26 protein-coding genes are annotated in these 26,106 nt (G+C 40.6%); 8 read left to right on the top strand and 18 right to left on the bottom strand.

Translation table 11 applies throughout. The features are described from left to right. Positions 1 to 52: 52 nt before the first annotated feature. Positions 53 to 757: a DnaA regulatory inactivator Hda gene (gene hda, locus FTU12_RS03010; protein ID WP_078190380.1), complete on the bottom strand. Its 705-nt coding sequence runs from the start codon at positions 755 to 757 to the stop codon at positions 53 to 55. A gap of 18 nt (positions 758 to 775) precedes the next feature. Continuing rightward, a complete protein-coding gene (cxpE, locus tag FTU12_RS03015) occupies positions 776 to 1,993 on the bottom strand; it encodes a chloramphenicol efflux transporter CxpE (RefSeq protein WP_180021921.1) in 1,218 nt (405 codons plus the stop codon). A gap of 134 nt (positions 1,994 to 2,127) precedes the next feature. On the opposite strand from cxpE, the gene purM reads away from it, so the two are divergent. The 3 genes from purM (at position 2,128) to FTU12_RS03030 (ending at position 4,593) form a co-directional block, all read left to right on the top strand. After that, positions 2,128 to 3,198, top strand: coding sequence for a phosphoribosylformylglycinamidine cyclo-ligase (gene purM, locus FTU12_RS03020; protein ID WP_078190382.1), 1,071 nt, complete (start codon positions 2,128 to 2,130; stop codon positions 3,196 to 3,198). Positions 3,199 to 3,207: 9 nt separating this feature from the next. Further along, positions 3,208 to 3,837, top strand: coding sequence for a phosphoribosylglycinamide formyltransferase (gene purN, locus FTU12_RS03025; RefSeq protein WP_180063183.1), 630 nt, complete (start codon positions 3,208 to 3,210; stop codon positions 3,835 to 3,837). A 318-nt stretch (positions 3,838 to 4,155) separates the two neighbouring features. Next, positions 4,156 to 4,593, top strand: a complete 438-nt coding sequence (locus FTU12_RS03030; RefSeq protein WP_078192049.1) for an META domain-containing protein — start codon at positions 4,156 to 4,158, stop codon at positions 4,591 to 4,593. A gap of 78 nt (positions 4,594 to 4,671) precedes the next feature. Here the strand turns inward: FTU12_RS03030 and FTU12_RS03035 are convergent, their stop codons facing one another. After that, a complete protein-coding gene (locus tag FTU12_RS03035; protein ID WP_180113729.1) occupies positions 4,672 to 5,481 on the bottom strand; it encodes an alpha/beta hydrolase in 810 nt (269 codons plus the stop codon). Then, a complete protein-coding gene (sppA, locus tag FTU12_RS03040) occupies positions 5,478 to 6,503 on the bottom strand; it encodes a signal peptide peptidase SppA (RefSeq protein ID WP_180113730.1) in 1,026 nt (341 codons plus the stop codon). The genes FTU12_RS03035 and sppA overlap by 4 nt, the downstream gene beginning before the upstream one ends. Before the next feature lie 127 nt (positions 6,504 to 6,630). Here sppA and FTU12_RS03045 point away from each other — a divergent pair, with 127 nt between their 5' ends. Then, entirely contained in the window at positions 6,631 to 7,602 is a 972-nt protein-coding gene (locus tag FTU12_RS03045; protein WP_180113731.1) for a lysophospholipid acyltransferase family protein, read from the top strand. 32 nt (positions 7,603 to 7,634) lie between these two features. On the opposite strand, the gene FTU12_RS03050 is transcribed toward FTU12_RS03045, so the two are convergent. The 3 genes from FTU12_RS03050 to FTU12_RS03060 all read right to left on the bottom strand — a co-directional run bounded on the left by FTU12_RS03050 (position 7,635) and on the right by FTU12_RS03060 (position 12,112). Further along, entirely contained in the window at positions 7,635 to 10,094 is a 2,460-nt protein-coding gene (locus FTU12_RS03050; protein WP_180113732.1) for a DNA internalization-related competence protein ComEC/Rec2, read from the bottom strand. 106 nt (positions 10,095 to 10,200) lie between these two features. Then, on the bottom strand, positions 10,201 to 10,884 hold the full coding sequence (gene lolD, locus FTU12_RS03055; protein ID WP_168378071.1) for a lipoprotein-releasing ABC transporter ATP-binding protein LolD: 684 nt from the start codon (positions 10,882 to 10,884) through the stop codon (positions 10,201 to 10,203). Then, complete coding sequence (locus FTU12_RS03060) at positions 10,877 to 12,112, bottom strand: lipoprotein-releasing ABC transporter permease subunit (RefSeq protein WP_078190389.1); 1,236 nt, start codon at positions 12,110 to 12,112, stop codon at positions 10,877 to 10,879. The genes lolD and FTU12_RS03060 overlap by 8 nt, the downstream gene beginning before the upstream one ends. A gap of 26 nt (positions 12,113 to 12,138) precedes the next feature. Here FTU12_RS03060 and FTU12_RS03065 point away from each other — a divergent pair, with 26 nt between their 5' ends. After that, positions 12,139 to 12,708: a PilZ domain-containing protein gene (locus tag FTU12_RS03065; protein WP_078190390.1), complete on the top strand. Its 570-nt coding sequence runs from the start codon at positions 12,139 to 12,141 to the stop codon at positions 12,706 to 12,708. Here FTU12_RS03065 and FTU12_RS03070 read toward each other — a convergent pair. After that, on the bottom strand, positions 12,705 to 13,616 hold the full coding sequence (locus FTU12_RS03070; protein WP_180113733.1) for a DMT family transporter: 912 nt from the start codon (positions 13,614 to 13,616) through the stop codon (positions 12,705 to 12,707). The genes FTU12_RS03065 and FTU12_RS03070 overlap by 4 nt on opposite strands. A 5-nt stretch (positions 13,617 to 13,621) precedes the next feature. Further along, complete coding sequence (locus tag FTU12_RS03075; RefSeq protein WP_372491130.1) at positions 13,622 to 14,110, bottom strand: YaiI/YqxD family protein; 489 nt, start codon at positions 14,108 to 14,110, stop codon at positions 13,622 to 13,624. 266 nt (positions 14,111 to 14,376) lie between these two features. On the opposite strand from FTU12_RS03075, the gene FTU12_RS03080 reads away from it, so the two are divergent. Then, a complete protein-coding gene (locus FTU12_RS03080) occupies positions 14,377 to 15,309 on the top strand; it encodes a hypothetical protein (protein WP_180113734.1) in 933 nt (310 codons plus the stop codon). Between the two features lie 286 nt (positions 15,310 to 15,595). Here FTU12_RS03080 and FTU12_RS03085 read toward each other — a convergent pair whose 3' ends face one another. From FTU12_RS03085 to FTU12_RS03100, 4 genes are read right to left on the bottom strand one after another with little or no spacing between them, the layout of a single operon-like run. Then, positions 15,596 to 16,468, bottom strand: coding sequence for an alpha/beta hydrolase (locus FTU12_RS03085; protein ID WP_180008944.1), 873 nt, complete (start codon positions 16,466 to 16,468; stop codon positions 15,596 to 15,598). Between the two features lie 25 nt (positions 16,469 to 16,493). Then, positions 16,494 to 17,192, bottom strand: coding sequence for a BON domain-containing protein (locus FTU12_RS03090; protein ID WP_180026967.1), 699 nt, complete (start codon positions 17,190 to 17,192; stop codon positions 16,494 to 16,496). A gap of 60 nt (positions 17,193 to 17,252) precedes the next feature. Next, complete coding sequence (locus FTU12_RS03095; RefSeq protein WP_180113852.1) at positions 17,253 to 17,660, bottom strand: YraN family protein; 408 nt, start codon at positions 17,658 to 17,660, stop codon at positions 17,253 to 17,255. A gap of 46 nt (positions 17,661 to 17,706) precedes the next feature. After that, a complete protein-coding gene (locus FTU12_RS03100) occupies positions 17,707 to 18,651 on the bottom strand; it encodes a penicillin-binding protein activator (RefSeq protein WP_180085793.1) in 945 nt (314 codons plus the stop codon). A 10-nt stretch (positions 18,652 to 18,661) separates the two neighbouring features. Here FTU12_RS03100 and rsmI point away from each other — a divergent pair, with 10 nt between their 5' ends. Continuing rightward, positions 18,662 to 19,504: a 16S rRNA (cytidine(1402)-2'-O)-methyltransferase gene (gene rsmI, locus FTU12_RS03105; RefSeq protein ID WP_078189168.1), complete on the top strand. Its 843-nt coding sequence runs from the start codon at positions 18,662 to 18,664 to the stop codon at positions 19,502 to 19,504. Positions 19,505 to 19,608: 104 nt separating this feature from the next. Further along, positions 19,609 to 20,031 carry a hypothetical protein gene (locus tag FTU12_RS03110; RefSeq protein ID WP_180008940.1) on the top strand — a complete coding sequence of 141 codons (423 nt, stop codon included), beginning with the start codon at positions 19,609 to 19,611 and terminating at the stop codon, positions 20,029 to 20,031. Between the two features lie 135 nt (positions 20,032 to 20,166). Here FTU12_RS03110 and FTU12_RS03115 read toward each other — a convergent pair whose 3' ends face one another. From FTU12_RS03115 to pepP, 5 genes are all read right to left on the bottom strand, one after another. After that, positions 20,167 to 20,415 (bottom strand): hypothetical protein, encoded by a 249-nt coding sequence (locus tag FTU12_RS03115; RefSeq protein WP_078189169.1) that lies wholly within the window; start codon positions 20,413 to 20,415, stop codon positions 20,167 to 20,169. Between the two features lie 174 nt (positions 20,416 to 20,589). Beyond that, positions 20,590 to 21,834, bottom strand: coding sequence for an FAD-dependent monooxygenase (locus FTU12_RS03120; protein ID WP_180008938.1), 1,245 nt, complete (start codon positions 21,832 to 21,834; stop codon positions 20,590 to 20,592). After that, positions 21,831 to 23,039: a 2-octaprenyl-6-methoxyphenyl hydroxylase gene (gene ubiH / locus FTU12_RS03125; RefSeq protein ID WP_180008936.1), complete on the bottom strand. Its 1,209-nt coding sequence runs from the start codon at positions 23,037 to 23,039 to the stop codon at positions 21,831 to 21,833. Before ubiH ends, FTU12_RS03120 begins: the two co-directional genes overlap by 4 nt. Positions 23,040 to 23,421: 382 nt before the next feature. Beyond that, positions 23,422 to 24,597, bottom strand: a complete 1,176-nt coding sequence (locus FTU12_RS03130) for a tetratricopeptide repeat protein (RefSeq protein WP_180113735.1) — start codon at positions 24,595 to 24,597, stop codon at positions 23,422 to 23,424. A gap of 186 nt (positions 24,598 to 24,783) precedes the next feature. Beyond that, positions 24,784 to 26,106, bottom strand: a complete 1,323-nt coding sequence (gene pepP, locus FTU12_RS03135) for a Xaa-Pro aminopeptidase (RefSeq protein ID WP_180113736.1) — start codon at positions 26,104 to 26,106, stop codon at positions 24,784 to 24,786.

The following is a 26,106-nucleotide window of genomic DNA, read 5'->3' on the forward strand; positions in this document are numbered from 1 at the left end:
ATTTTTATGTACTTTGTCACAGCTTGAGTAATTACTCAAGAATTTTTATTGCTTACCGATATTCATCAATTAGGGCAAAAATCTGTCTTAAATTGGCATGACTCAATTTGACTTTTTCACCTTTTAACATCTGAATAAGTTGTTCTAAAGAGCGAAGTAAAATAGACGCCTGATGCGGCCCATGTGCCAACAAATAATCCACAATTTGTTGATCCATATGGATGCCACGTCGCGCTAAAACAGAGTTAACGAGCGCTTGACGGTCTGCGTATAAGCTACCATTCGGCACTTTCACACTAACAGCCTGAGTTAATCGAGACTGTAGGTCTGGCAGTTCAAGTTTGAGTTCAATTGGCGCCAGTCGAGATGAAAAGACCAATTGACCACCTTCTTCGTTATTATAGTTAATCAGGTGAAAAACGGCTTTTTGCCAATGTGGAACTCCACTGATGGCTTCAATATCATCTAAAGCCACCAAGTCATAGCGATCTAGTGAAGTAATCGCTTCAGTGGGCGCATCGAGCAGTTCAAGCAATGAAACTTGAATTGCTGATTTGCCAATTTCTAAATATGAATCACATATTGCAGACAGTAAATGGCTTTTTCCTGTGCCAGCTCCGCCATAGATATAGAAACGATTCATTAATCCTGCATGTAATTGACGTACACCATCGATTACATGTCCCCAACTCGGCCCAGAAAAATCACTAATTCGGGCATCGAGCTGAGGTTCTATATCTAACTGCAATTGACGCATATCTATATTTTGGCCTTATCAATCTTTATGTTCTGATCGTTCAATGTTACTCGAAATTTCAGGATCTTGCAGCGAATTTGCAGACTGATTTTTGAGCTCAATATCAACAGCAACTTGATTGGTTTCTACGTTTAAAGTGCCACTTGCAGCATCATTTACGACAAGTACATCATTTCGGTATAAATTACTTTTCTCGTAATTTTCGCGTGCATGACGTAATAAGACCACAATAATCGCTGCAACGGGTAGTGCAATGAGCATTCCGAGGAGTCCTGCCAATTGCGCGCCTGCAAGGACTGCAAATACCACTGCCACAGGAGACAAACCAATTTTGTCGCCTAATAAGAAAGGCTGTAAAATATAACCTTCTATTGCCTGCCCTACCATGAATACCACCAGTACTAAGGCCAAATGCACCCAATCCAAACCGAATTGGAACAGGCAAGCCACAATTGCCGAAATAATACCAACCGCAAAACCCAAATACGGAATAATACTGGCTAGACCCGCAATCATCCCGATGATGATGCCGACCTCAATACCCACCAATTGAAGTCCAACCGCATATACAACGCCCAATAAGAACATTACCAAGAATTGGCCTTTTACAAATGCACCTAAAACTTCATGACATTCGCCCACGATTGTGAGCGTGCTTTTTTCATATTTACGTGGAATAAGTCGACGCATGTTTTCTAACATTCGTTCCCAATCTAATAAGAAATAGAAAGCTATGATTGGAATTAAGACAATCGTGCCACCAATCTGTATGAAATTCAGACCCGATTGTGCCACTTTTAACAACATGGCTTGGATACTGTCTGCACTATAGTTGGTTTGAATATACTCCATGATCGCTGCTGACATTTGCTCTGTATCAATTTCCATCGGCACAAGATTAAATGTCTCTGATAACCACGGCAGGAATGTATAGTTGACCCAATGAATATTGCTTGGAATATTGTTTTTCGCATACATCAACTGTTCCCATACCAGTGGTACGAGGAACCACATTGAAAGGAATATAGCGACACCAATTCCAATAAAGACCAAACTGATAGATAACCAGCGCGGCAAGCCAATATTATGTAATTTATCGACTAAAGGGCTAAATAAATATGCAATTAGAAATGCGCCGATAAAAGGAACAACTACAGGCTTTAATAAGTATAAAACCCATATGATCAATGCTATCCCAGCAAGAATAAATATTCGGCGCAAGGTGCGATCACCCATATAAAGTCACCTTTTTTCAATGTAATCGTTATAGAAAGGAAAATATTTTAATAAAGATAACATTTTAGTGCGAAATAGCATAAGAGTTTTGCATATTCAGGTTATAATCCCCGCGCGAATGCGGAGACTTCATTATGAGCAACTCAACTTCTACCCCAAACACTGGTTTAAGCTACAAAGATGCAGGTGTCGACATTGAAGCGGGCGACGCGTTAGTCGATCGTATCAAATCTGTCGCGAAACGTACTGCACGTCCTGAAGTAATGGGCGGTCTAGGCGGCTTCGGCGCTCTTTGTAAAATTCCTAAAGGTTATGAAGAACCTGTTCTCGTATCTGGCACAGATGGTGTTGGTACAAAATTACGTTTAGCATTGAATTTGAACCGTCATGACACAATTGGTCAAGACTTGGTTGCAATGTGCGTAAACGATCTTCTCGTATGTGGTGCTGAACCACTGTTCTTCCTTGACTACTATGCAACTGGCCACCTCAACGTTGACGTTGCAGCAAATGTTGTGACTGGTATCGGTGCGGGTTGTGAACTTGCAGGCTGTGCATTGGTTGGCGGTGAAACTGCTGAAATGCCTGGTATGTATGAAGGCGAAGACTACGACCTTGCAGGTTTCTGCGTAGGTGTCGTTGAGCAAAGCAAAATTATTGATGGCTCTAAAGTTAAAGCGGGTGACGTTTTAGTTGGTGTTGCATCTTCTGGCGCACACTCAAACGGTTATTCACTTCTTCGTAAAATTTTAGATGTGAAAAACGTTGACCTTACTCAAATCGTTGATGGCCGTCCACTTGCAGATACAGCAATGGAACCAACTCGTATTTATGTAAAACCAATACTTCAGTTATTGAAAGAAGTGGATGTACACGCAATGGCACACATCACGGGTGGCGGCTTACCAGGCAACCTACCTCGCGTACTGCCAAATGGTGCTCAAGCGGTAGTCAATGAAGCATCTTGGGAATGGCCAGAATTGTTCAAACTACTTCAAAAAGAAGGTGGTGTTGAACAATTTGAAATGTACCGCACATTTAACTGTGGCGTAGGTATGGTTCTCGTGGTTGATGCAGCAGATGCTGACAAAACTGTTGAATTACTCAACAGCCTTGGCGAAAAAGCATTCACAATGGGTCACATTGCAGACAATGCTGAATCTGTTGAAGGTGCTGACGAAAAAATCCGTGTAGTTTTCGCATAAGCAACGTTCATGATTAAAATTGCTGTACTTGTTTCAGGCAGCGGATCTAACCTGCAAGCCCTGATCGATGCCAATCTATCAGGTCAAATCGTTGGGGTAATTTCCAATAAACCTGACGCTTTTGCACTGCAACGTGCAGAAAAAGCAAAGATTGCAACGGCAGTCATTGAACACAAACAATATCCAAGTCGTGAAGCTTTTGATGATGTAATGCATCAACAACTGCTCGACTGGGATGTTGACTTGGTGATTTTGGCAGGCTTTATGCGCATTTTAAGCGCAAAATTTGTCAAAGCATGGGAAGGGAAAATGATTAACATCCACCCTTCTTTGTTGCCAAATTATAAAGGCATGCATACTCATCAACGTGTGTTAAACACTGGTGATGTTTTCCATGGCTGTACAGTTCATTACGTGACTGCAGAGCTAGATGCCGGCCAAGCGCTTGCTCAAGGTGTGCTTAAAGTCAATGTGCATGATCATGCTGAAAGTCTGGCAGATCGGGTTCACGTGCTTGAGCATGTGATTTATCCTCAAGTCGCAGAATGGATCTGTAATGGCACCATTCAACACACTGAAAACGGTGTTTTATATCGTGGCGAGCCTTTGCAACAACCTGTTCAATTCTGTAAGTTCTAAGCAACTGTATAACTTAACAATCAACGCATCTTAGGGTGCGTTTTGTTTTTTAAGGGCCAAATAAAACTCTATTTATTACTAAAATCTAAAATCTAAAATCTAAAATCTAAAATCTAAAATCTAAAATCTAAAATCTAAAATCTAAAATCTAAAATCTAAAATCCATTTTTTGCAGAATGTTCAACTTTATGATCAATATGTAGTTTTTAGTTAAATTAAAACTTTTAGCATCATTAAAATAATAAGCTTATATTGCAATTAGAAAACCTTATAAATCTAGAAATATTACATCCTTCAAACAAAAGTGGAGAAAATCACATGTTAAAATCCATCACACTGGCGACTTGTGCATGTATAACACTGGGTATGATTGGTTGTGCTACGACATCAAATCCAGCTACTGATCGTAATTTAGATAAATTACAAAACAAAAATTGGGTTGCGAGTGAAATTCAAGGCGTTAAGCTTGAAGCTGACCCTAACAATTCGAACGTACCCACTATCACTTTCGACGATACTCGTGTAAGTGGTTCTGATGGTTGTAATCGATTCATGGGTGGTTACGCTGTGCAAAACACAAAAATCCAATTTTCAAACCTTGCTACAACACAAAGAGCGTGTTTGACTGCGACAAATATTCCTCAACATTTTTCGCAGGCATTGAGCCAAGTTACTCATTATGATGCCTCTAAAGATCATTTGAAATTTTTAGATGCCAATAACAAAGTTGTTTTACAATTTGAAAATGCGAAATAAATCTCAAAAGTAGAATGTTTCATTCATAAAAAAAGCACTCTATAGAGTGCTTTTTTTATGTGTTGTGGTTTTTAAGGTTTAATGATGACGCTTAGGCAATTTAAGTAAATCTTTGATCAATTCAACAGTTTCCACAGGATGTTCCAATGGGAACATATGACTCCCGCTAACCACTTTAAATGGAATCGCAAATTTTTTCTCGACCATTTGTGGAAAGTGCCGAGCCAAAAATGGTCCTTGCTCTGCAATTAACTGCTGTACAGGCACTTGTGGTTGAGCCTGAGGTAACCACCACAGTGAAGGATTAGTTCGAAAAATATGAACTTCATCATCACGTGAAATCGTCAACTCCACCCCACCACGCAGTTTATCGTCCATCAATGCATAATCAATATAAGCTTGATAACAGTCTGGATCGAAATCTTTATAAAAACCTTTCGGCCTTAAAAGCTCTGCTGCTTGTTCACGGCTGTCCCAATGATCACGACGACGCTTCGACAATCCTGCTGGGGACATTTTATCGAGGACTTTAAGTTTGAGGAGTTTTGCGATGTGCAAAGCAAAAGACTCTTTCCCCATGATCATAGGCGGATCAATCATTAACACTTGTTCAAACAATTCTGGGCGTTGTAAAGCAGCCTGAAATGTTAAAACCGAACCTAATGAATGACCTAATCCAATCACCTTACGACCATTGGCCTGACGTACAATACTGTCAATGACTTGCTGTGTTAAGCTTTTCCAATGGTTATCGATTGGGTAACGCTTATCTGGCCCAAGTAGCGGCACATAGATCACATCATATTCATCACTCAATAAATCAAACAATTTTTGATAAACCCGTGATGGCACGCCATTGGCGTGCGCAAAATGAATTAACGGTTTCATTGTAACTTCGTGCTGTTTTCAGATTGAACCTGTTGTGACAATGCGCTTGCCAAACCTTGACCAAATGAACTTCCCATACGACCAAGTACAGAATCAAATGGACTATTTTCAATGGTGTAGTTCACAGCTTTTTCAGTTTTCAACTCACGTTTCAGGCTATTTAAACTACCTGTACGGTCAGCAATACCCAGCTTCACAGCCTGATCACCTGTCCAAAATAAACCTGAGAAAATAGCCGGATCATTCGATTTTAATTTCTTACCGCGACCTTCCTTCACTGCATTAATGAAATGCGCATGAACATTATCAAGTACACCTTGAACATGTGCTTTTTGTGCTGCATCTACAGGTTGAGTCATGGATAAAATGGCTTTGTTCTCACCCGAAGTCATGGTGCGATCTTCTACACCGAATTTTTGCATCAAACCACTAACACCATAATTCGGCATAATCACGCCAATCGAACCCACTAAACTTGAAGGATTGACAATAATTTCATCTGCCGCAGACGCAATATAGTACGCACCTGAAGCGCCTGTATCACCAATAATGGCATACAATTTTTTATCAGTATGGGCTTTTTTCAAGTACTGAATTTCTTGCCAAATTTCATCAGACTGAACAGGTGAACCACCTGGTGAATTAATATTTAAAACAATCGCTTTGCTTTGTTTGTTTTCATAGGCTTTTTTCAAAGCTTTGATGGTATTTGCGCTGTTTACACTTTGCTTGTCCGCTGCAATGGTCCCAATGATATCAACCACAGCAATATGTGAACCCGCTGTCGCTGCTGGATCAGATGACGACATGCTGCAACTTTTTGCCATCGCAATGATAATAAATAACAAATAAGCAAAGGTTAAAAATTTAAAAAATATACCCCATCTACGTGCTCTACGTTGTTCTTCAACGGAAGAAAGCACGGCTTTTTCTAATATTTTCCATTCATTTCTAGTTGGCTGCTGAATATTGTTTGAAGAACTTTGCTGTTTTTCTTCAGGTTTTGGTGGCCATTCGGACATAAAAAAACCCATTTGATCGTTAATTTGTAGTCATTATATACACGCTAATCGCTATAACTGTCTAATCAATTCATTTTCCCCTATAATTATTTTAAATTTTCTTTCATTTCTTTCAGACTTAAATAAGATGACCGACCAAAATTCACAGGACACCACATATCACCTGTTAAAATTTATCAGCCGTCAACCTATTCAAATTTCAAGATTAATTGCAAAAGGTTTGGCTGGGTTAGTCAATGTTTTAAAAATCTCTAAAACCTACTCTACGATTCAACGCAATCTTAAAATTGCATTGCCTGAATTATCAGAGTCAGCTCGCATTCAACTCACTAAACAAGCGATTCGAAACGAACTTTGTTCTTATTTTGAATTTTTTAACATTTGGGGTGCAAGTACAGAAAAAAATATTCAACGGATTCATCACGTACATGGCGCTGAATATTTACATGAAGCGCTCGCCCTACAAAAAGGCGTTGTACTCGTAGTACCACATTTTGGTACTTGGGAAATCATGAATGCATGGGTTGCGCAGTACACTCAAATGACCATCATGTACAAGCCGGTAAAAAGCGAATCTGCCAACAATTTTGTCCGTGCTGCTCGTAGCCGTGAGCAAGCAATATTGGTTCCTACGGATGAATCAGGTGTACGTCAGATTTTCAAAGCATTAAAACAAGGTGGGACGACGGTGATCTTGCCAGACCATACCCCCAATGCCGGCGGCGAAATGATTCCATACTTTGGTATTCCACTAAAAACCAGCAACTTAAGTGCAAAACTGATTCAAAAAACCAAAGCACGTGCGCTCTTACTATATGCCATTCGTAACGATAATCATGGTTTTGATATGCATATCGAACCTATGGATGAGAATATCTATCAAGGCAATGCAGATGATGGCTCAATAGTTATCTTTAAAGCAGTGGAAAATCTAATTCATCGTTATCCAGAGCATTATCACTGGAGCTATAAACGCTTTAAAGCCAATCCAAAATTGAGAAATCTATACAATATTAGTGATGAGGAAGCCGCTCAACGCATTCGTGATATTCGTGAGGAATATCAAAGACAGCAAAAAATTAAAAATGTGACAGAATGACATTTTCAAGCAATATACTTGAAGTAGTTTTTCTATTCGGATTCTTTAGATAGCCTGCGATATAGATCGAGCCATTTATACTTTGTCCGCTCTTCAATTAGTTCAATTTGCTGTTTATTTTGCTTGAAATGGATACTTCCACTTTGTGCAGTTTGCAAGAGTGGAATGTCTAATTGTTTGAGGCGTGTTTGGGTCATGTTTGCAGGATGTCCATAACGATTAAAGCGCCCTGCAGAAGCAATCGCCAACTTGGGCTTAAAATGGTTTAAAAACGCATAGGATGAACTGTGCCGACTACCATGGTGTCCGAGCACCAAGACATCGACTTTTAGGTCTGGATAATCACTTAATATTTGATATTCAGTCTCCCAACCCGCATCCCCCATCAATAGAAAATGTCGTGGGCCATTGACGTCTTTGACCGTGACATATAGAACACAAGAACGTTCATTGGCATTCCATTTGGCATCTGTCAGATCTGCAGGCTTTGGCGAGAGTATTTCAAAATAGACTTGCTGATCCCAATTCCACTGCTGACCACGCTGACATAAGCGCTGTGGAGCTTGGTTCGTGGTTTGTACCCGCTCATTACTTGAAAGCTGCCCAATATCAAGCTGTTGCTCCAATGAGAAAAAGCCACCACTATGGTCTTGATCTAAATGAGTCAATAACACCCGATCTAGTCGATGGACACCATTCACACTCAAAAATGGCCGGATGATATTTTGCCCGACACTAAATTGACTTTCATCATAGTTTCCACCGAAGTCTACCATCATATGATGATCTACAGAACGGATATAGATCGCCTGCCCTTGCCCCACATCTAAAATTGAAAGTTGAAAATTTGCTGAATTTTTCCATGGGATAAACAGAGCAAAAAAGGCAATGACCGACCAATATTTTGGCAAGATACCTTCAGGTAAAAATAAGATCACAATAGCCAATATCAACAGTAGGATCTGAGTTGACATCAATGCGACATCTTGCATTTTTGGTGCAAAGAGTCGATCTAAGCCATAGAGAAACACATGCAATATTTCCAAACACAGATCATTAAATAAAAAAACCAAATGCGCCAAAGGTGTAGAAATATAAGACAGTGCCCCTCCGATGATATCTAAAGGAACCACCACAGCCCCTAACCACGGGATGGCAAATAAATTACTTAGTGGGCTAATCCACGTGACTTGCTTGAAAAAAATCACCATCAATGGAAATAAGGCGACAAAGATTTTCCATTGTGATTCCACCATCAACCACATTGAATGTTTCAACTTTTGCCAAAAACTGGCTTCCGTTTGAGCCTGTAAATGTTTCCTTAAGGTTTGATAAATCCGCAGTAAAATAAAGCATGCACCATAAGACAACCAGAATGCTGCGGATAAAATACTAAAGGGATCCACAAGCAATAAAATTGCGGCACTAAAAACCAGCAGTTGAAAAGGCTGAATGGTTTGCCGTAACAAAAGCATGCTACTTGCAACTAGGCAGATCGTCAGCGTTCTCAGTGCAGGTATTTCAAAGCCAGTAAATGCGCAATATAGAAGGACACAGAAGATAAAGGGCACGACCAATACATATTGTTTGGGCCACTTGAGATAAATTTTGGGACAATATTTACGGATACCTAACTGCATCGCCCAACAGAGCATGCTGGCAAAAACCAGTACATGCGGACCAGAGATCGCCAGTAAATGACTCATCCCAAAGCGTTGAAATAACTCACTGGTGCCTTCAGTGAGTAAACTTTTATCACCTGTAAGCAGCGCTAACAGCAAGCCATGATTCCGCAGCGGCTGTTGGTATATAAACGCTCTTAAATATAAACGCTGCTGTTCGACTTTTATTTTGAACTGATGCAACACACCTTGATGTCGTTGATACTGATGGCCATAGCCCATCGCAGTCATATGTTGGGGTGGTATCAATTCGACAGACTTCACCTTTAAACTGGCATGTATATTTTGCTGTACGCTCCACCGCTCTTGGTCAAATGCACCTTCTGTCACATAGCTTTGGGTAGGTCGTAACTCTCCATACATACGATAGTATTGTCCAGGGACCAACTGAATCGTCTGTTCATTATTTTGCAAAATTGAATTGGGTAAATACGCCATAAAATATTGAATCTGCTGATTCACATTGAGCACTTCGATTTTTTGCTGAATTGCTTGGTCTTTGAGTTGGCTGATTTGTGGGATATACACAATAAACTCGCCTTGTCTGCTCTGATGCTCAACCAATGCCAAACGCTGATCGAGTTGAGTATTAGCGAAACTAAAGCCGAGAATTGCACCTATGCAAAGATTTGCACTGAGCTGTAAGATTTTCGAAAAGATACTTTTTAGTTTTGGTGAAATGTAGAGCTGTAGCACTAGCCAAATCAGGACAATAAAAAGCAACTGAGCTGTCGAGAGTTGTGGATTCCAAAACATGAACCCCATAAAAGAAATACCTAAAATCCAGCCAATACAAAAACTTTGTAACATGAGTCGTCATTATTTTTATTATGTGCTGGCAATAATAAAGCCCACCGCGGTGAGCTTCAATCAAACAATCTTAATCCACTAATTTTTTACAAAATCAATTTAGCGCTTAGTCATCTACCCATAAACCATCTTGCATATGCAAAATCGCATCAGCAGATTGAGCTAAATATTCATCATGGGTCACAATTAGCATTGCCATGTTAAATTCTTTACGTAATTCAGACAGCAACTCAAAAATCCTCACCGCGGTTTTGCGGTCTAAGTTCCCTGTTGGCTCATCAGCCATCATCAACTTAGGTCTTGCTACCAATGCACGAGCCAAAGCCACACGTTGACGTTCACCGCCTGAAAGCTCACCCGGTTTGTGCGTCATGCGGTGGGAAAGTCCAACGCGTTCCAAAAGATATTCAGCTTGCTGCTTCACTTCTTTGAAGTTACTCGACTTACGTAACATCAATGGCATTGCCACATTTTCAAAGGCGGTAAATTCAGGCAGCAAGTGATGGAATTGGTATACAAAACCTAAATGCTCATTACGGATATAACCACGCTCTGCTTCACCTAAAGTGTCAAAGCGTTGACCATTAATCATCACTTGACCCGATGTTGGACGATCTAAGCCACCCAATACATGCAACAACGTACTTTTACCAGAACCACTTGACCCCACAATCGAAACAAACTCACCTGCTTTGACTTGTAATGAAAGTCCACGAATCACATCGACTGTAGACTTCCCATCGGTAAAAGATTTGGTAATGTTTTGGGCATCTAAAACTAAATTACTCATAGCGTAGAGCCTCTGCAGGTTGAACTTTAGCTGCACGTAATGCCGGATAAATAGTCGCGATAAAGCTAAGACCCAATGATAAAGATACAATCACCACAACATCTTGCCATCTTAAATAAGACGGTAAATAGTTGATGAAGTAAGCATCAAACATATTTAAGCCCAATGTTGTATTCAACCAACCGACTAAATTACTAATACTCGATGCAGCGATAATCCCTAAAATCGCCCCAGACACCGTACCAATCACCCCAATCACTGTACCTTGCACCATGAAGATCCGCGTGATTGTAGCCGGTGAAGCGCCTAGAGTACGCAAAATGGCAATATCGGATTTTTTATCAGTAACCACCATCACCAATGAAGACACGATATTAAATGCTGCAACCAATACAATCAGGAACAGCAACAAACTCACCATTGCCTTTTCCATTTGAATCGCACTGAACAGATTGCCGTGCGTATAAGTCCAATCTGAAGCATAGAAGTTTGCAGGTAGATCACGCACAATTTCTTGAGACACTTGTGGCGCTGCAAAAATATCATCCAACTTCATACGGATGCCTTGTGCACCATCTGGCAGTCTTAATAAAGTCGACGCATCGTTCAGAGCTACATAGCCCATCATCGAATCAACTTCCGCACCAATACTGAAAATACCCACAATTTTAAATCGTTTAAAACGCGGAACGACCCCAGCCGGAGAAGGTGTTGCTTCAGGAAGCACCAAGGTCACACTGTCATTCAAGCCTAAACCTAAGGCATCTGTCATTTGCTTGCCAAGGACAATACCAAACTCACCTTTTTTCAGGTTATCGATACTGCCTTCCACCATATGGTCTTGGATAATTGATACCTTTTTTTCATACTGCGGTTCAATCCCACTGACCATAATGCCAGACACTTGACCTTGTGCCGTCAACATTCCCTGTAATTGGGTGAATGGTGCGACCCCTTGAACATGCTCATGCTGCTCAATTTTTTTTGCAAGTTCAGGCCAATTTGTTAAAATTTGTGTTGAAGAAACAGTGGCTTGAGGTATCATTCCTAAGACACGAGTTTTCAGCTCACGATCGAAACCATTCATCACAGATAAAACTGTAATAAGGACTGCCACACCAAGCGTGAGGCCGATCATGGATACCAGAGCAATAAAAGAAATAAAGTGGTTACTGCGCCGAGCGCGAGTGTATCTCAACCCTATATACAGCGAGATTGGTTTAAACATAACCATCTAGTCCGAGGTAATATATTATGGAAAATTTACAGCATCAAAGTGTTCAAACTGAACGCCGTGTAATGTCGCGTATCGATGCTGCTTTGCGCATCAACTATCAGATTATCTCTGATGATGTTGCACTGAATGATCCTTACGATCCTAATTTTGTATTGCCGCGCTATTTTCTACTACTTGCTGAATTAGATCAATTTGATCATGCACTCAACTACGAATTAGAACAATTAGCTGAGAAAGATCAACAAATTGCTCGAATCTTATCCTTATTTAACCAAAAGTTAAACCTTATTACGGGTTCTTTATACGACGCAATTGTACAAAGCATGTTACCAGTGCCTGAGCATGTGAATTTTTCCGAGACCGGTCTGAGCTTTTTTAGCGAACGCGCGATTAAAGAAGGTACTTATATCCATGTGACCTTAAGCCACCCTGAAAATTTCTTCCATATTGCGGCAACAGCACAAGTGGTTTATAGCCGTGAAGAAGAAAGCAACTTATACCGCACAGGTGCCTATTTTATCACGCTGCTCCCCCAAGACCGGGTTAAATTGGCTGAATGCATCGCCCTGACTCAGCAGAAGCTTTAATTCGGAGCTTGTGTTTTTCGGGCAAGCTCACGACTTGCCTGTAAGTCCTTATAGAAATACACAAATAAACCAGTCAACAGTACAATCGCCCCCAAGAACACCATCAAGGTCAATTTTTCATCATTTAACAGTGCCCCGAACAACATCGCGAGCATCGGTGTGAGGACTGTTGTTAAAGATAAAGTTGTCGCCTTAATATTTTGTACCAGTTTGAAATAACAAAACATTGCAATCAATGAAGCCATAATCACTGCATAAAATAAGCCAATGAGCGCTTTGGTCGAAGGCATCTGTGTCGGTGCATACTGCCAAATAAACGGTAGCATTGCAGCAGAAAATAGGGCTGAGATTAGAATCGAACCTGTGGCTTGAGACATGGGCTGTAATGGTGCATTGACTTTTTTCACCCAAAAAATCGACATGCAGTAAACGAACACACTCATTAACATTAAGACGATACCAACAGGCTGTACGTGCTGATCACTACCACCTAAGCAAATAATGGCTAAACCACAGACGGCAATCAACATCCCAATCCATTGCAAGCGATGCAGATAGGTATGAAAGAAGAAACGACCGATCAGACCCGTCATAATTGGCGCTAAACCAAACATCAGGGCAATAATGCCTGAGCTGAGATAGGCCGTTGCCATATAGGTAAAAATTTGCGAACCAATAAAACTAAACGCCCCGGCCAAATAACTGTGCAGCGAGGTTTTATCCATCGGCAGTTTATGTTTAAAAATAAACAATAATGCGACAGCCAAAGGTAATGCGATAAAAAAGCGTAATATCAGTGCCCAAAACGCATTGATATCACTGACACTCCAAACGATGGCAAGTGGCGTGGTCGACCAAATAAAGACCAACAACGCATAGGTGGTCGCTAGATTTGTTTTAGATGGCATGGTTTTTACTTCTGCGCCGTTTTTCGTTTTTGCTTTTGAATGGTTTGATCTAAGCTGCTGGAAAATTCGCGCTTATCACGTTCAGAAATCGGTGCTGGACCACCAGTTTGCACACCTGCGCCCCGTAATGTATCCATAAAGTCGCGTAAATGTAGACGAGCTTTGACATTTGCTGTGGTATAAATCTCACCGCGTGGATGTATCGCTATACCGCCCCGCTCAATCACTTCAGCAGCAAGTGGAATATCCTGTGTCATCACGATGTCGTGCTCTTTCATGCGCTGAATAATTTCTTTATCCGCTGCATCTGCCCCGCTCATGACTTGAATTGAGTTAATCCGCACCGAAGGCGTTATCCCAACATTTTGATTGGCGACAAAAGTGACTTCTAACTGGTAACGATCAGAAGCCCGAATAATCACATCACGTAAAATGCGTGGTAACGCATCTGCATCCACCCATAATTTAAATGGCAGCACTGATTTTCCATTCACTTTTAAACATGACTCATAGTAACAAATCTACATGACAATTTGGGGATCTGCATCCGCTGAATGGATCTACATTTCTCTAATCATGAGAATCGAAAAGCTGCAAATTGACTCCAACTTGGGCTTATTTTCCAATGCTTTTACATTTAAATCCTACTGAAAACATTTTTTATGCATGATTTCATGATAAATATGACGTCGGTGACTTGAAAATTTCAAATAACCCTCGATTTATTAATTATGAAACCAACCCAATATCAATTGTGCATATGAAAAAACAAAATAGCCCTGAAATTATCACTATTGAAGATCAAACTTTTGGTAGTCATGTTGAACATTGGAATTTGCTTACAGGCAACCCGACAACGGATGTACCAGTTTGGCTGGGTCAGGCATTAGATGCACCCATTATGCCGATGGGCTTATGCGCACAAGAATCTGATATGGATCAAAGTACCTGGCTGATTCAAGGTCCATCAAAAGCGTCGATTCAACTGTGCCAAGTGATTGCGGTAGAAAATAATAAACCTAAAGCCGTTAAAACTGCATTTCCAAGTTTTGATAGCCCATATAAAACCAAAGCCACCATTGAACGTATTATTACCTGTAAATCCAATACGCAAGCTGTGCTTTGCCTCGACTTAGGCGCAAATACCAGTGTGTATGCTTTTGATAGTTTATATAGCGTCAATCACGACCAATATGAAAAAGATGCAAGCTACAGTGTGCAACTCAATGCTTGGGCCTATGAACTCGAAGCTGTCGCAGAACATGAACAGCTTGTCGTTGATGATCCTGCATCGATTAAACATCATCGTGCTTTAAACGATATCTTGGCAGCAAATAATGGTGTTGCCCCTGCAGATTTACACGAACAAATTAAAGCGTGGCAACCAAAGTCTGAAGATGACAAAGCGCCAGTCACAGTCGATTTTTCTAAAATGGTTGCATACCTATATGGTGAAAATCTTGGCCAAGAAGACGAAGCATGGTTCCAAGGGCATATAGTTGGCAAAACCGCCATGCAATTTAAAGAGCAAGACTATACGCTGTATGATGTGACCTTAATCCACGAAGAAAACCAAGAAGCGGTGATTGTTCGTGTTGCAACACGAAATCCGGCGCATAAAGATTTCAATGTTGGGCAATATATTCGTGGCAATCTGTGGATACAAGCCAATATTTACGCAAAATCTGCCTAATTGGAATTCAAATCTAAGAAGAAAAAAACCACCAAAATATGGTGGTTTTTTTTATTACTTAAATTAGTATTTAACGTCAAACACTAAACTTCTTTCATAAATCAATTTTAAATCAATACTTAATTCACAAAAAATATTCCCTCTCCTTTTCAAGGATGAGCATAATTACGCGCAAGAAGGAGAGGATTTATATGAAAAATTTCCCTCATCTTAGAGGAAGAAGGGCTTTCAGTATTAATCTTGCTACGAATTAATGATCATTTTTTTGACTTATGAAAGCTATCTACTAGCGTGGACTAATTTCATCGAGTACACGCATGATTTCAGCTTTGGTTTTAAAGAAGCGACTAAATAAACTCGAAACTGAACCAATCATCGTGATGTGCCCAACACGTGGGATTTGAATCAACTGACTGTGGTTGCCTGAGGCTTTTAATCGACGATCTAAATCTTCACTATTGCTATAGCCAACGATATTGTCTTTGTCCGCAGTGAATAGATAATGCTTCACTTGATTATGCTCAACAAAATAATATGGCATCACTTGTTGATAAGGTACATTTTGATCAAAGGCATCTGCACAAATCGGATCACCTTTATAATCAAAATGATATGGCCCTGCCAATCCCACAATTGCACGAATATTCTCTTTCACTTGTAGCTGATAAGGCGTCGGATGATACAGTGCAGACATGACATTAAATGCCCCTGCCGAATGTCCCATTAACACCACATTTTCCACTTCAATCTGCAACTTATGCTGAGACTGCGTCAAATAGTTTAATGCAAGGCTAAGATCATCAATTGAAGCCGGAAAAATATATTCAGGTGCGAGATGGTAATTAATGACAGCAACATCGAAGCCTTCTTTGGCAAAAGCTTCACCAATGAATCCATAATCCTTTTTGTCACCATGCATCCACGCTCCACCATGTACAAACACGATGAGTGGACGTTGCTGACGAGGTGCTGACGTGCGATACAAATCTAGGCGATGGCGCGCTTTTAGACCATAAGGGATATTGTTTTGAACATGATATCCTTGTTTGGGTGTCAGTCGATTTAATGCATAACTGCCAAAATCATATAACCGAAAATTTCGGTATAAAGATTTAGCCAAATCCATTTTTTGCTGAAGCCGCAGAGACCATTGATTCATATTTTACAGCATCATTTCCGACATTTTATTGAGCATTTGGATCGACAGCATCCGGATCTATCGCTACAGGCGTTTGTACTTCAGGTTGCACATTGCCTACAGCAGGTGTGGTGTAACTGGAGTTAATTGAACGTGCCTGTGGATTTGGGTTCTGATCAATATTATCGATTAAAGTGACAATTCGCGTTACATTACCCACTTGTTGCAAGATTTGATTTAAGTCTGTGATTTCCGCACTGTTTAAACGGCCCATCACATAAAGAACAGCATCTTCAGTATGAATGTGTACTTTGCTGTCAGATACCACAGGCGCTTTCATAATCAAACCACGGGTATTCGCAGTAACCGCAGTATCTTGCATGATGGTGCTATAGCTGATCTGATTACCCACTGTAATATAGTTATGTACAGTTTTGACATCACTCATTGAACGGACATTTTCTTCTGCCAATTCTTTTAAATGATTATCCGGCACTTGCCCAGTCAATAAGACATTGCCATGAAAACTTTCAATATTGACACGTGACTGTTTAAAACGAGTATCTAATTTATATAAGTTAATTTTTGCTGTTCGAACAATGGAAGAGTCAATAAAAACTTGTCCCAATGAGCGTGCGCCGCTTTCAGTTCCTACAGGTGCTGATCCTGTTCCATTCGAAATAAAACTCGCACAGCCAGATAAACTTGCGACACAAAGCATCGTTATTCCAATACGCTTAACCACTCAGCACGACTCCTCAAATTTCCACACGTATTTTTCTATGCGTTTACACAGTTTGTTTTATCAAAGATTAATCAACTCTTGATCAAAAGTAAAAGCATTTTCAATCCATTGCTGATGATACGGGTATTTAGAAAAGTCTTGCTGTAGTGTTTTTGCAAAGTGCTGATAAAAATCAAAACAAATTGCATCAAAGCGACAATAATAATTTTGAAAATGTGACTGTTCATTTAAAAAATGCAACGCAGTCGTCATCATCTTACGTTGTTTGTGAATGGAAATACTTTCGATGGCTTGGGCATAGCGGGTATTTGAACGGGCTTTAACTTCGATAAACACCAATTCTTGACCACGTGTGACGATCAAATCAATTTCACCATAACGACTATGATAATTCTGTTGCACCTGTACATAGCCTTGCTGCTCAACCAAACGCAGCGCTTGCCGTTCTGCCCACTGCCCCAGATTCATCTGTCCCAAATTCATCTGCTCTAAGTTTAGCTGCATCGTTTCATCCCTAAAGTGAGATCGCCACGATGCCTTTTTTACTTCGCTCATAGCAGTGGGGAACACGCTGAATATTATTTTGACTAATTTTGATTAGCCCTGTTCGCCCCTGAAACTCAATGCTTTTTAATTTCGGTTCTTGCAAATATTGTTTTGCGATATGCCATGTGTCTCCGCCAAAAGCTAAAAGACGTTGATATGGCATATCTACTGGGTTTTCCTCATAAGCTCGGATCAGGTCAGGCCAACGCGCGTCATGCAATGCAGGTGCATCACAAAATTTCAGCCCGACAGGAATAGGCTTTGTGGCTTCAATCGCATTGGCAACGGTATATAGTTTTGCTTTAGGTAGTTTTTTTTGACTGTTTAACCATTCATTATTGCCCAGCAACAGCACCCCTTGATTTTTGTCCAGCTTCGTTGGGAGTTGTTCAACCACTTGAATCGGCACTGAACTTTGACTAATTAAGGACATGAGTAGTAATTCATGTTCTGCCTCTGTTGCAGGCTGACGTAACACTAACACTTCCGCTAATTTGTCTTTTTCGAAGACTTTTTGGAGTGCTAAAGCATCATCACGTTTCGATAGACTGTACTGCCAGACGTTTGGAATTTGGCTAGTCGTTTCATTTAAAGCCAACACGCGGACTTTAGGCTTTGCTTTTACAAGTGCTTCAACATCTTGGCGTGCTAAAGGGCCAATCACCAATTGAGTTTTTTTATTTACCTGTTGCTTCAATATCGCTGCAATTTGCTTTTGATTTGAATCTACAAACTTAATGGGTACTTTGTAGTCTGACGATTGATATGCACTATTGAAACCTTGCTTAATACTGGATGCGGCTCGCGCCATAGGGCCAGATTCAGGTAGAATGACCAAGACGTCTGCCTGTGCAGCAGTAAACAGACTGCTTAAAAGGCAAAGACCCAAAATTTTGTTCTTATTATCCAACATGGAGAAACCTATGAGTGCTCAGTTATTTGTTGTTGCAACTCCAATCGGGCACTTAGATGATATTAGTTATCGTGCAATTGAGGTATTGAAGTCGGTTAAAATTATTGCCGCCGAGGATACACGAACTTCCGCACAATTACTTAAACATTTTAGTATCAATACGCCTTTAACTGCTTGTCACGACCATAACGAAAGCAACAAAATAGACCAGCTCATTGAACGCCTAGAAAAAGGTGAAAATATGGCGCTGATCAGTGATGCAGGCACGCCATTAATCAGTGATCCTGGCTTTAAATTGGTTCGAGCTGCACAAGAAAAAAATATTCGTGTCATTCCTGTGCCAGGTGCCTGTGCTGCCATTGCTGCTCTCAGTGCTGTCGGCCTACCCAGTGACCGTTTTAGTTTCGAAGGCTTTTTACCTTCTAAACAGTCACAACGTCTTCTAGCACTGGAAAAACTGAAAGACGAAACCCAAACTATGATTATCTATGAAGCGCCGCACCGTATTGTGGATTGCCTAAAAGATATGTCGAATGTCTTTGGTGCAGATCGTCCTGTGGGCTTTGCACGTGAAATTACTAAAACATTTGAAACCATTAAAAAAATGTCTTTAGGTGAATTGGTTCATTTTGTCGAATCTGATCATAATCAGCAAAAAGGCGAAATCGTTTTGGTGATTGGTGGTGCGACCGAAGAAAAAGACCTAGAGCAAGAAAAGTTAGACAAATTGCTGACACGTTTACTTCAAGATTTGTCCGTTAAAGCTGCCTCTCAGTTGGCTGCAGATTTAACTGGGATTAAAAAGAAAGTGGCCTATCAACGTGCTTTAGAGTTAACCCAAGCGAACGATTAAGCTTAATTTTTTTTATTTTTAATTTGAACCGCTTATGGGACCTACGGGTTCCATAAGCTATCCCATACAATAATTTAAATAGAATGAAAAAAGTTGCTTATAACATGTCCATAAATCTGTCTGTCAAAAAACCGCTGGTGTTCATTCTCTTTAATCTGGTTTGGCTCACGGCCCTTGTACATATTATTTTTACTGGCATTCAACCCTATCCGCACTATATTAGTGGCGAGCAAATGACGGCCGATCATAGCGCGATTGCGATGGTCTGTGGATATTGTTCCCTCTATTTTGTAGTCGGTAATTTACTGAAACTGAGCCAATTTTGGGATAGGCATCGCTATTGGGCTTATGTCGTTTTGAGTGCGGTATTACTTTTTCAATCTTTTGTCGCTGCTGTGGCGGCCATGCATGCACCGCCGTATATTGCTGCATTTATTATTAATTGTATGTTTTTGCTTTTACTGCATTTTGTGTTCTATCCTATTTACGCGATCAGTCGTAAATATATGAAGCCAAAGACGGCTTGAAGCGATTTCACATCTTATTAACGACTTAACTTCTTGAGCAAACATGCTACAGAGTTAAGAACTGAATGACATGCATCCTCGCACAAGCGAATGAAGCAAAAAAAAAACACCACATGACGTGGTGTTTTTTCATTTTTAATCTTTTGCCGATTCGTCTGGAGGGACTTCGGTAATACGACCACCACGCGCTAAGAACGCAGCAACTTCATCTTCAAGCGCCTGACGTTGTTTTAGTTTTGCAGTCACTGTTAATGTTTCAGCTTCAGAGGTGTCACCATCAGAGGCAGAATCAGCTGCGTCACCTGCACCTTTTTCAGCTGCTTGTGCTTCATCTTCATCAACTACTGAATCTTCTGGATCATCATAATCGTTCATATCAGTCATTGTGTTCTCCCCGCGAATGACTTCTGTTTGCCAGCGAATGGCTGGTTTTAAATTAACAGAAATTTAGCAATCTCTGAGCATTTCGACTAGTACCCACAATCAAAAAATCGTATCTTTTTTAATCAAAATCGTAACCTTGTTTATACGACTGTCTAAAAAATATCTGACTTTGACCTAAGCTGCGTAGATTGTATCTTTTAAAATACTCAGACCATTGGCTTGAGCCATAAATGCATCTTTAAGAACAGTCTGATTTTCCACTTGTTTTAAACCAAAGTTTCGCGCCCACACCACAGGAGAAAAAGTTGTAGTTTCTAACCAACCAATTGCGGACATACTATGCATCATGGCATCGTTTTGCCCTTTACGGCGGTGCTCATAGCGCTTCAAACTTTGTTCATGTGCCCACACACCCCGTTTTTTATCGGTCAAAAGCACATCGCAAAGTACTGCTGCATCTAAACAGCCAATATTCACGCCTTGTCCTGCAAGCGGATGAATCACATGGGCCGCATCTCCAATCAGCGCCAGACCATCATGAACGTATTGCTGTGCAGCTCGTGCCTTCAATGGAAATTTAGCACGTGGCGTTGCTTCTAAGACCTCGCCGAGCATGTGATGGCTTTCTCGAGTGAGCAACGCAGTAAATTCCACATCGGATAAAGCGACATATTCATCGGCATAATCATCTGGTAAGGTCCACACAATGGATTGCCAATAACCGCTTTCTTCTTTTTTCAGACTCGCCATCGGCAAAAATGCCAAAGGCCCAGTTTCTAAGAAAATTTGACGCGCTACATGCTGATGCGGTTGGGCGGTTTTAATTGCACAGCTCACACCCGCCTGTTTATAGTCCAAGACATCTAGATCGATGAAAGCTTGTTCTCGGACAAATGAGTTTGCACCATCTGCTCCAACCACCAGTTTTGTTTTGAGCTGGGTACCATCTGCGAGGTGAATGATCCATACACCAACGCCACGCTCAACTCGACTTACCTTGACTTGGGTTCGGTAGTCTTCGAGTTGTTCTAGCATTTTTTCTTGAATAGCTAAATTCAAAACACTTGGTTCAACCATTGAACCTAAAGCTTGCTCAACTGATGGCGTTTGCTCTGTAGCATGGCCAAAATTGATTTCGCCATAGCCATTTTTATTCCACACCTGCATGCCTGTATAAGGCTGCTGACGAGCAAGCTTTTCCCAAACACCCACGGTCTTGAGTAAATGAATAGTGGCTTGACTGAGCGCCAAAACTCGAGGATTCGCAATACTTTTGGTTTTTTCTGCATCCAATATAGGTGCCGCATCCAATACCGTAGCCTGCACACCGCCCTGCGCCAATAACAATGCCGTTAAACCACCGACCAAGCCACCGCCGACAATCACAGCATCCAGTACATCTGTTTGATTGAAACTCATGCTTTTAGCCCCATTGCATAATTCGCGACCAAAGGCTTGATCCCCGGAATGGTGTCAAAGGCAACTAATCCTGTATTGCGAATGAGTTTTAAAATTGGATTCTGGTTGCTAAAACCACGTACAACTGAATCACAGAATTTAATCACCCGCTGCTGATCGGTCAGGCGCGATTTTTCATAATCCAGCAACATAGCTGCATCACCCAAATCTGCACCTTGGGTACTTTGCTCTGTTAAATAACGGTGCAGTACATAGGCATCACGCATACATAAGTTAAAACCCTGACCCGCCACTGGATGAATGGTATGTGCAGCATTGCCCATCAGCACTACACGGCCGACAGCTTGTTTTTCTGCAAGCACTTGGGATAATGGGAAGCTGAAACGTTTACCCGTTTTTTGGAATTTACCTGCACGGTCGCCATAGGTTTCTTGTAAGGCATCTAAGAAGTGCTGATCATTTTCATCACCCATCCACTCGCCTTCAGTTCCTTTAGGAACAGGCCAAACCACTGAGCGGCGGTATTCACCCGGAAGTGGCAATAGCGCTAACGGGCCAAGTGGACTAAAGCGCTCGAAACCGACATGAGCATGCGGTTTAGAGGTTTGCACCGTAGTGACAATCGCCACTTGGTCATAGTCATGTTCTGATGCGCCAACGCCTAGGGCTTTGCGGCAGAATGAATCACGGCCATCTGCGGCAATCACGATTTTAGATTGTAGTTTGAGCTGTTCTTCAGCACGCTGTGCTTCTATATATGCAAAGTCTGCATCTTGCGTCAGTGAAGTCACTTGTACGCCATCAATTAATTCGATTAATGGTTGTTTTTTGACTTCTGTGAGCAACACACGACCGAGCCATGCATTTTCAATGACTTGTCCAAAGCTTTCGACTTTTTCTTGTTCTGCTTTTAGTCGTGCCTTACCAAAACTGCCTTGCTCTGTAATATTCACCTCTAAAATAGGCGTGGCATGTTCTTGCAAAGCATCCCACAGACCAAGTTCTTGATAAATCTGCACCGTACGGCGTGACAAGGCGCTGTTTCGCGCATCAAAACTAGAGTGATAAGGCGCAAGGTTTGCATCATCATAATTTGGGTATTTAATGGCTTCTAAAAGTTTTACGCCAATTTTGGCTTTGGCCAACATGAGTGCCAGACTTAAACCGACCATACCACCACCGACAATGATGACTTCTTGCTGCATGCTTACTTCCTTTTTTATCAAGTATTCGAATTTAGGAAATTCACTCGAAATACATATAATCTGTAATGGATTTTATCTTACATCAAGGGCATGATTTTTTATAATGAAATACAAATTTGTTGCGGGTATTTGCACTGAATAAATACAAAATAAATCATCTCTCGCCGTAAATATTCATCTCAAAAAATAGCGAATCACTTAAAATCACAATAAAAATGACTGAGCCGATTAAATTTCCGGCTCAACCACAGATCATTTTAATTTCAAGCATCAGCTTCCTCATTCAAATGATTCACATCGCCCTTCATAAAAAGTGCCTTGTTATTCTGCCTAACTGATGTTACGCAGTAACATCAGTAATTTAAATAAGGTGCTTAGGAAGTTAAGCATTAAAATACTGGATTAATTTCTGTAATCGAATTTCTGCATCTTGATTAAAAGCATTCGCCGCTTGGTGATACCAGCGCTTTGCTATCTTTAAGTCTAGATTTACACCATTACCCAGCTCATACATTAAACCAATTTTATAGGGGGCAATTGCACAGCCTTGTTTTGCCGATTGCTTGTACAAGTTCATAGCTAGATTATAATCTTGATCAAGAATTTCGCCCTTTTCATATATTTCAGCAAGGGCCGTTCTTGCGTTTATATTTCCCTTTTCCACTGACTGATTCAGTAGATCTAAAGCAATATGAACCTCTGTTTTACATGGTTTTTTGAACAACAGCGCTGCTAACTTCAGCATCGCCGCATCATCCCCTTGATCAACCGCTTTTTGATACCATCCTTGTGCTGTTAAATCATTTTTTTCGACGCCGCATCCCATTTCATACATTTCACCCAATTTAATTTGGGCTGCAATATCCCCTCTTGATGCTAAACTTAAATAATCATCATAAGTACGCTGATTGTTATACTTAAACTTTATTTTCTTTACTGGATTATAATCACTATCAAAGATTTCAAAACCGACATAGATTTTAAAGAGTTCAATCAATAACAGCCGAACCAATTGAGTATGATAAATTAAATGATCCTTTTCGCTAAAATAATAATATTGATAATAGCTTTCCAAATCTTCATTGATCTCTTCTTTTAAACTGTTTAAATCAGTCATCCATTTTTTTTGAATTTTGCCATTTTCAACATATTCGTATAAATATCTTGTTGAAAAGTTTAACCATTCTTTTTCAAAATCTTGTATTTGCCCATCCATGTAAAGTTCATCTTCTTCCGCTTGAATGACACATCTAATTTCTGCACCCTCTTTATAAAGCGCATAGCTATAGCTTGAATTTGTGTCTGCAAAATCAAAGAAGATCATCCATTTCATCGGCAACTGACTGCTTAGCAAACTGCTCCATTTTTCAGGTTCAGTAAAAGCAAAATGTGCTAATCCGGCACTATTGATACAAACAATATGATCCGTCAGCCACTCTATATCTAATGCAGATTTTGAGTTTTCTTCAAAATAAACCAGCCAATCATTTATCAGTCTTTCAATATCCTGTTGATTGCCATTAAAGGGAATAACCACCCCAGCTTTTCTAACACCCATAATTATGATTAAAATAAAAAATTTATACGATTAATTTAAAAAGACTTATATCTAATTTTTGTAAAAACTTAACGTCATAAAATCAACTCCATTGTTAATTACCCTTGTCTATATGACTAGTATTTATAAGACTGCTTGTAGATAAAAAAAGCCGATCATCTGACCGGCTTATTCTCTTACAGTAAATTACTTCGCCATCAAGGCTTCAATGTCTTCCACCGACTTGACCACTGCAGCTGTTAAAACACGTGGACCTGCTTTAGTTACAGCCACATCATCTTCAATACGAATACCGATACCACGCCATTTCGCATCAACGCTTTCATCATCAGGCGCAATATAGAGCCCCGGTTCAACCGTTACAACCATGCCTTCTTCATAGGCACGCCATTCACCGTCTTGCTTGTATGAACCAACGTCATGCACGTCCATACCGAGCCAGTGGCCTGTGCCATGCATATAGAACTGACGATAACCTTCTTTTGCGATGATTTCGTCAATATCTCCCTGCATGATGCCCAAATCAAGCAAACCTTGAACTAAAATACGCACTGCAACGTTATGCGGTTCTTTATACGAGTTGCCGATACGCACAGCATCAATCGCCGCAATTTGCGAATCGAGCACGACATTATAAAGTGCTTTTTGTTCAGGGCTGAATTTACCGTTAACAGGGAAAGTACGGGTAATGTCTGAGGCATACAGTTGATATTCACACGCTGCATCAATCAGTACCAAATCACCATCTTTCAATTCTTTGTCATTTTCCACATAGTGCAAAATACAGCCATTTTCACCACCACCAACGATGCTGTTATAGGACGGTACACAGCCATTTATACCAAAGACATAATTCAGTTCTGCTTCTAGTGCATATTCCATCATGCCCGGTTTGACTGTTTGCATGGCGCGGGTATGCGCTTCTGCTGAAATATCCGAAGCAATCTGCATCAATTCGAGTTCATCATCAGACTTATGCAAACGCATTTCATCGATAATGCGATCCAATTGAATGACTTGTGCCGGCGCACTTGCACCCTTACGTGATTCACCGCTTGCAGCTGCAATCCACTGCGCCACACGGGCATCAAAATCTGCTTGCTGCCCGATACGGTAAAATAATTTATCTTTATTTTGTAATTTTTCTAAAATTTCTTCGTCTAATAAATCGATAGCAAAGGCTTCATCCGCGTCATAGTCATCAATCGCGCCATCAATACCCGCACGGTAACCATTCCAAATTTCCATTTCACGGTCACGTTCACGGCAGAACAAACTATAGCTATAACCTTCTTCTTCGCTATCAAAGGTTTCAATCACTGCAACCGCTTCAGGTTCAGCAAAACCTGTTAAATAAAAGAAACTACTATCAGCACGGAATTTATAGTCGGCATCACGGTTTCGCATGGCTTCTTTGCTCGTGGCAATAATTGCGATACTGCGTAAGCCCATTTCACCTGCAAGGATGTCACGACGTTCCTGAAAATCTGCTTGAGTTAATTTCTTCAT

Origin of the sequence: Acinetobacter sp. YH12063 (assembly GCF_013419715.1) — a bacterium.
In the GTDB taxonomy this organism is placed as follows: Bacteria; Pseudomonadota; Gammaproteobacteria; order Pseudomonadales; family Moraxellaceae; genus Acinetobacter; species Acinetobacter amyesii.

Excerpts from the sequence above, each read along its gene's own strand:
- hda (WP_078190380.1), bottom strand. The coding sequence starts at position 757 with ATGCGTCAATTGCAGTTAGATATAGAACCTCAGCTCGATGCCCGAATT.
- cxpE (WP_180021921.1), bottom strand. The coding sequence starts at position 1,993 with ATGGGTGATCGCACCTTGCGCCGAATATTTATTCTTGCTGGGATAGCA.
- purM (WP_078190382.1), top strand. The coding sequence starts at position 2,128 with ATGAGCAACTCAACTTCTACCCCAAACACTGGTTTAAGCTACAAAGAT.
- purN (WP_180063183.1), top strand. The coding sequence starts at position 3,208 with ATGATTAAAATTGCTGTACTTGTTTCAGGCAGCGGATCTAACCTGCAA.
- FTU12_RS03030 (WP_078192049.1), top strand. The coding sequence starts at position 4,156 with ATGTTAAAATCCATCACACTGGCGACTTGTGCATGTATAACACTGGGT.
- FTU12_RS03035 (WP_180113729.1), bottom strand. The coding sequence starts at position 5,481 with ATGAAACCGTTAATTCATTTTGCGCACGCCAATGGCGTGCCATCACGG.
- sppA (WP_180113730.1), bottom strand. The coding sequence starts at position 6,503 with ATGTCCGAATGGCCACCAAAACCTGAAGAAAAACAGCAAAGTTCTTCA.
- FTU12_RS03045 (WP_180113731.1), top strand. The coding sequence starts at position 6,631 with ATGACCGACCAAAATTCACAGGACACCACATATCACCTGTTAAAATTT.
- FTU12_RS03050 (WP_180113732.1), bottom strand. The coding sequence starts at position 10,094 with ATGTTACAAAGTTTTTGTATTGGCTGGATTTTAGGTATTTCTTTTATG.
- lolD (WP_168378071.1), bottom strand. The coding sequence starts at position 10,884 with ATGAGTAATTTAGTTTTAGATGCCCAAAACATTACCAAATCTTTTACC.
- FTU12_RS03060 (WP_078190389.1), bottom strand. The coding sequence starts at position 12,112 with ATGTTTAAACCAATCTCGCTGTATATAGGGTTGAGATACACTCGCGCT.
- FTU12_RS03065 (WP_078190390.1), top strand. The coding sequence starts at position 12,139 with ATGGAAAATTTACAGCATCAAAGTGTTCAAACTGAACGCCGTGTAATG.
- FTU12_RS03070 (WP_180113733.1), bottom strand. The coding sequence starts at position 13,616 with ATGCCATCTAAAACAAATCTAGCGACCACCTATGCGTTGTTGGTCTTT.
- FTU12_RS03080 (WP_180113734.1), top strand. The coding sequence starts at position 14,377 with ATGAAAAAACAAAATAGCCCTGAAATTATCACTATTGAAGATCAAACT.
- FTU12_RS03085 (WP_180008944.1), bottom strand. The coding sequence starts at position 16,468 with ATGAATCAATGGTCTCTGCGGCTTCAGCAAAAAATGGATTTGGCTAAA.
- FTU12_RS03095 (WP_180113852.1), bottom strand. The coding sequence starts at position 17,660 with ATGAATCTGGGGCAGTGGGCAGAACGGCAAGCGCTGCGTTTGGTTGAG.
- FTU12_RS03100 (WP_180085793.1), bottom strand. The coding sequence starts at position 18,651 with ATGTTGGATAATAAGAACAAAATTTTGGGTCTTTGCCTTTTAAGCAGT.
- rsmI (WP_078189168.1), top strand. The coding sequence starts at position 18,662 with ATGAGTGCTCAGTTATTTGTTGTTGCAACTCCAATCGGGCACTTAGAT.
- FTU12_RS03110 (WP_180008940.1), top strand. The coding sequence starts at position 19,609 with ATGTCCATAAATCTGTCTGTCAAAAAACCGCTGGTGTTCATTCTCTTT.
- FTU12_RS03115 (WP_078189169.1), bottom strand. The coding sequence starts at position 20,415 with ATGACTGATATGAACGATTATGATGATCCAGAAGATTCAGTAGTTGAT.
- FTU12_RS03120 (WP_180008938.1), bottom strand. The coding sequence starts at position 21,834 with ATGAGTTTCAATCAAACAGATGTACTGGATGCTGTGATTGTCGGCGGT.
- ubiH (WP_180008936.1), bottom strand. The coding sequence starts at position 23,039 with ATGCAGCAAGAAGTCATCATTGTCGGTGGTGGTATGGTCGGTTTAAGT.
- FTU12_RS03130 (WP_180113735.1), bottom strand. The coding sequence starts at position 24,597 with ATGGGTGTTAGAAAAGCTGGGGTGGTTATTCCCTTTAATGGCAATCAA.
- pepP (WP_180113736.1), bottom strand. The coding sequence starts at position 26,106 with ATGAAGAAATTAACTCAAGCAGATTTTCAGGAACGTCGTGACATCCTT.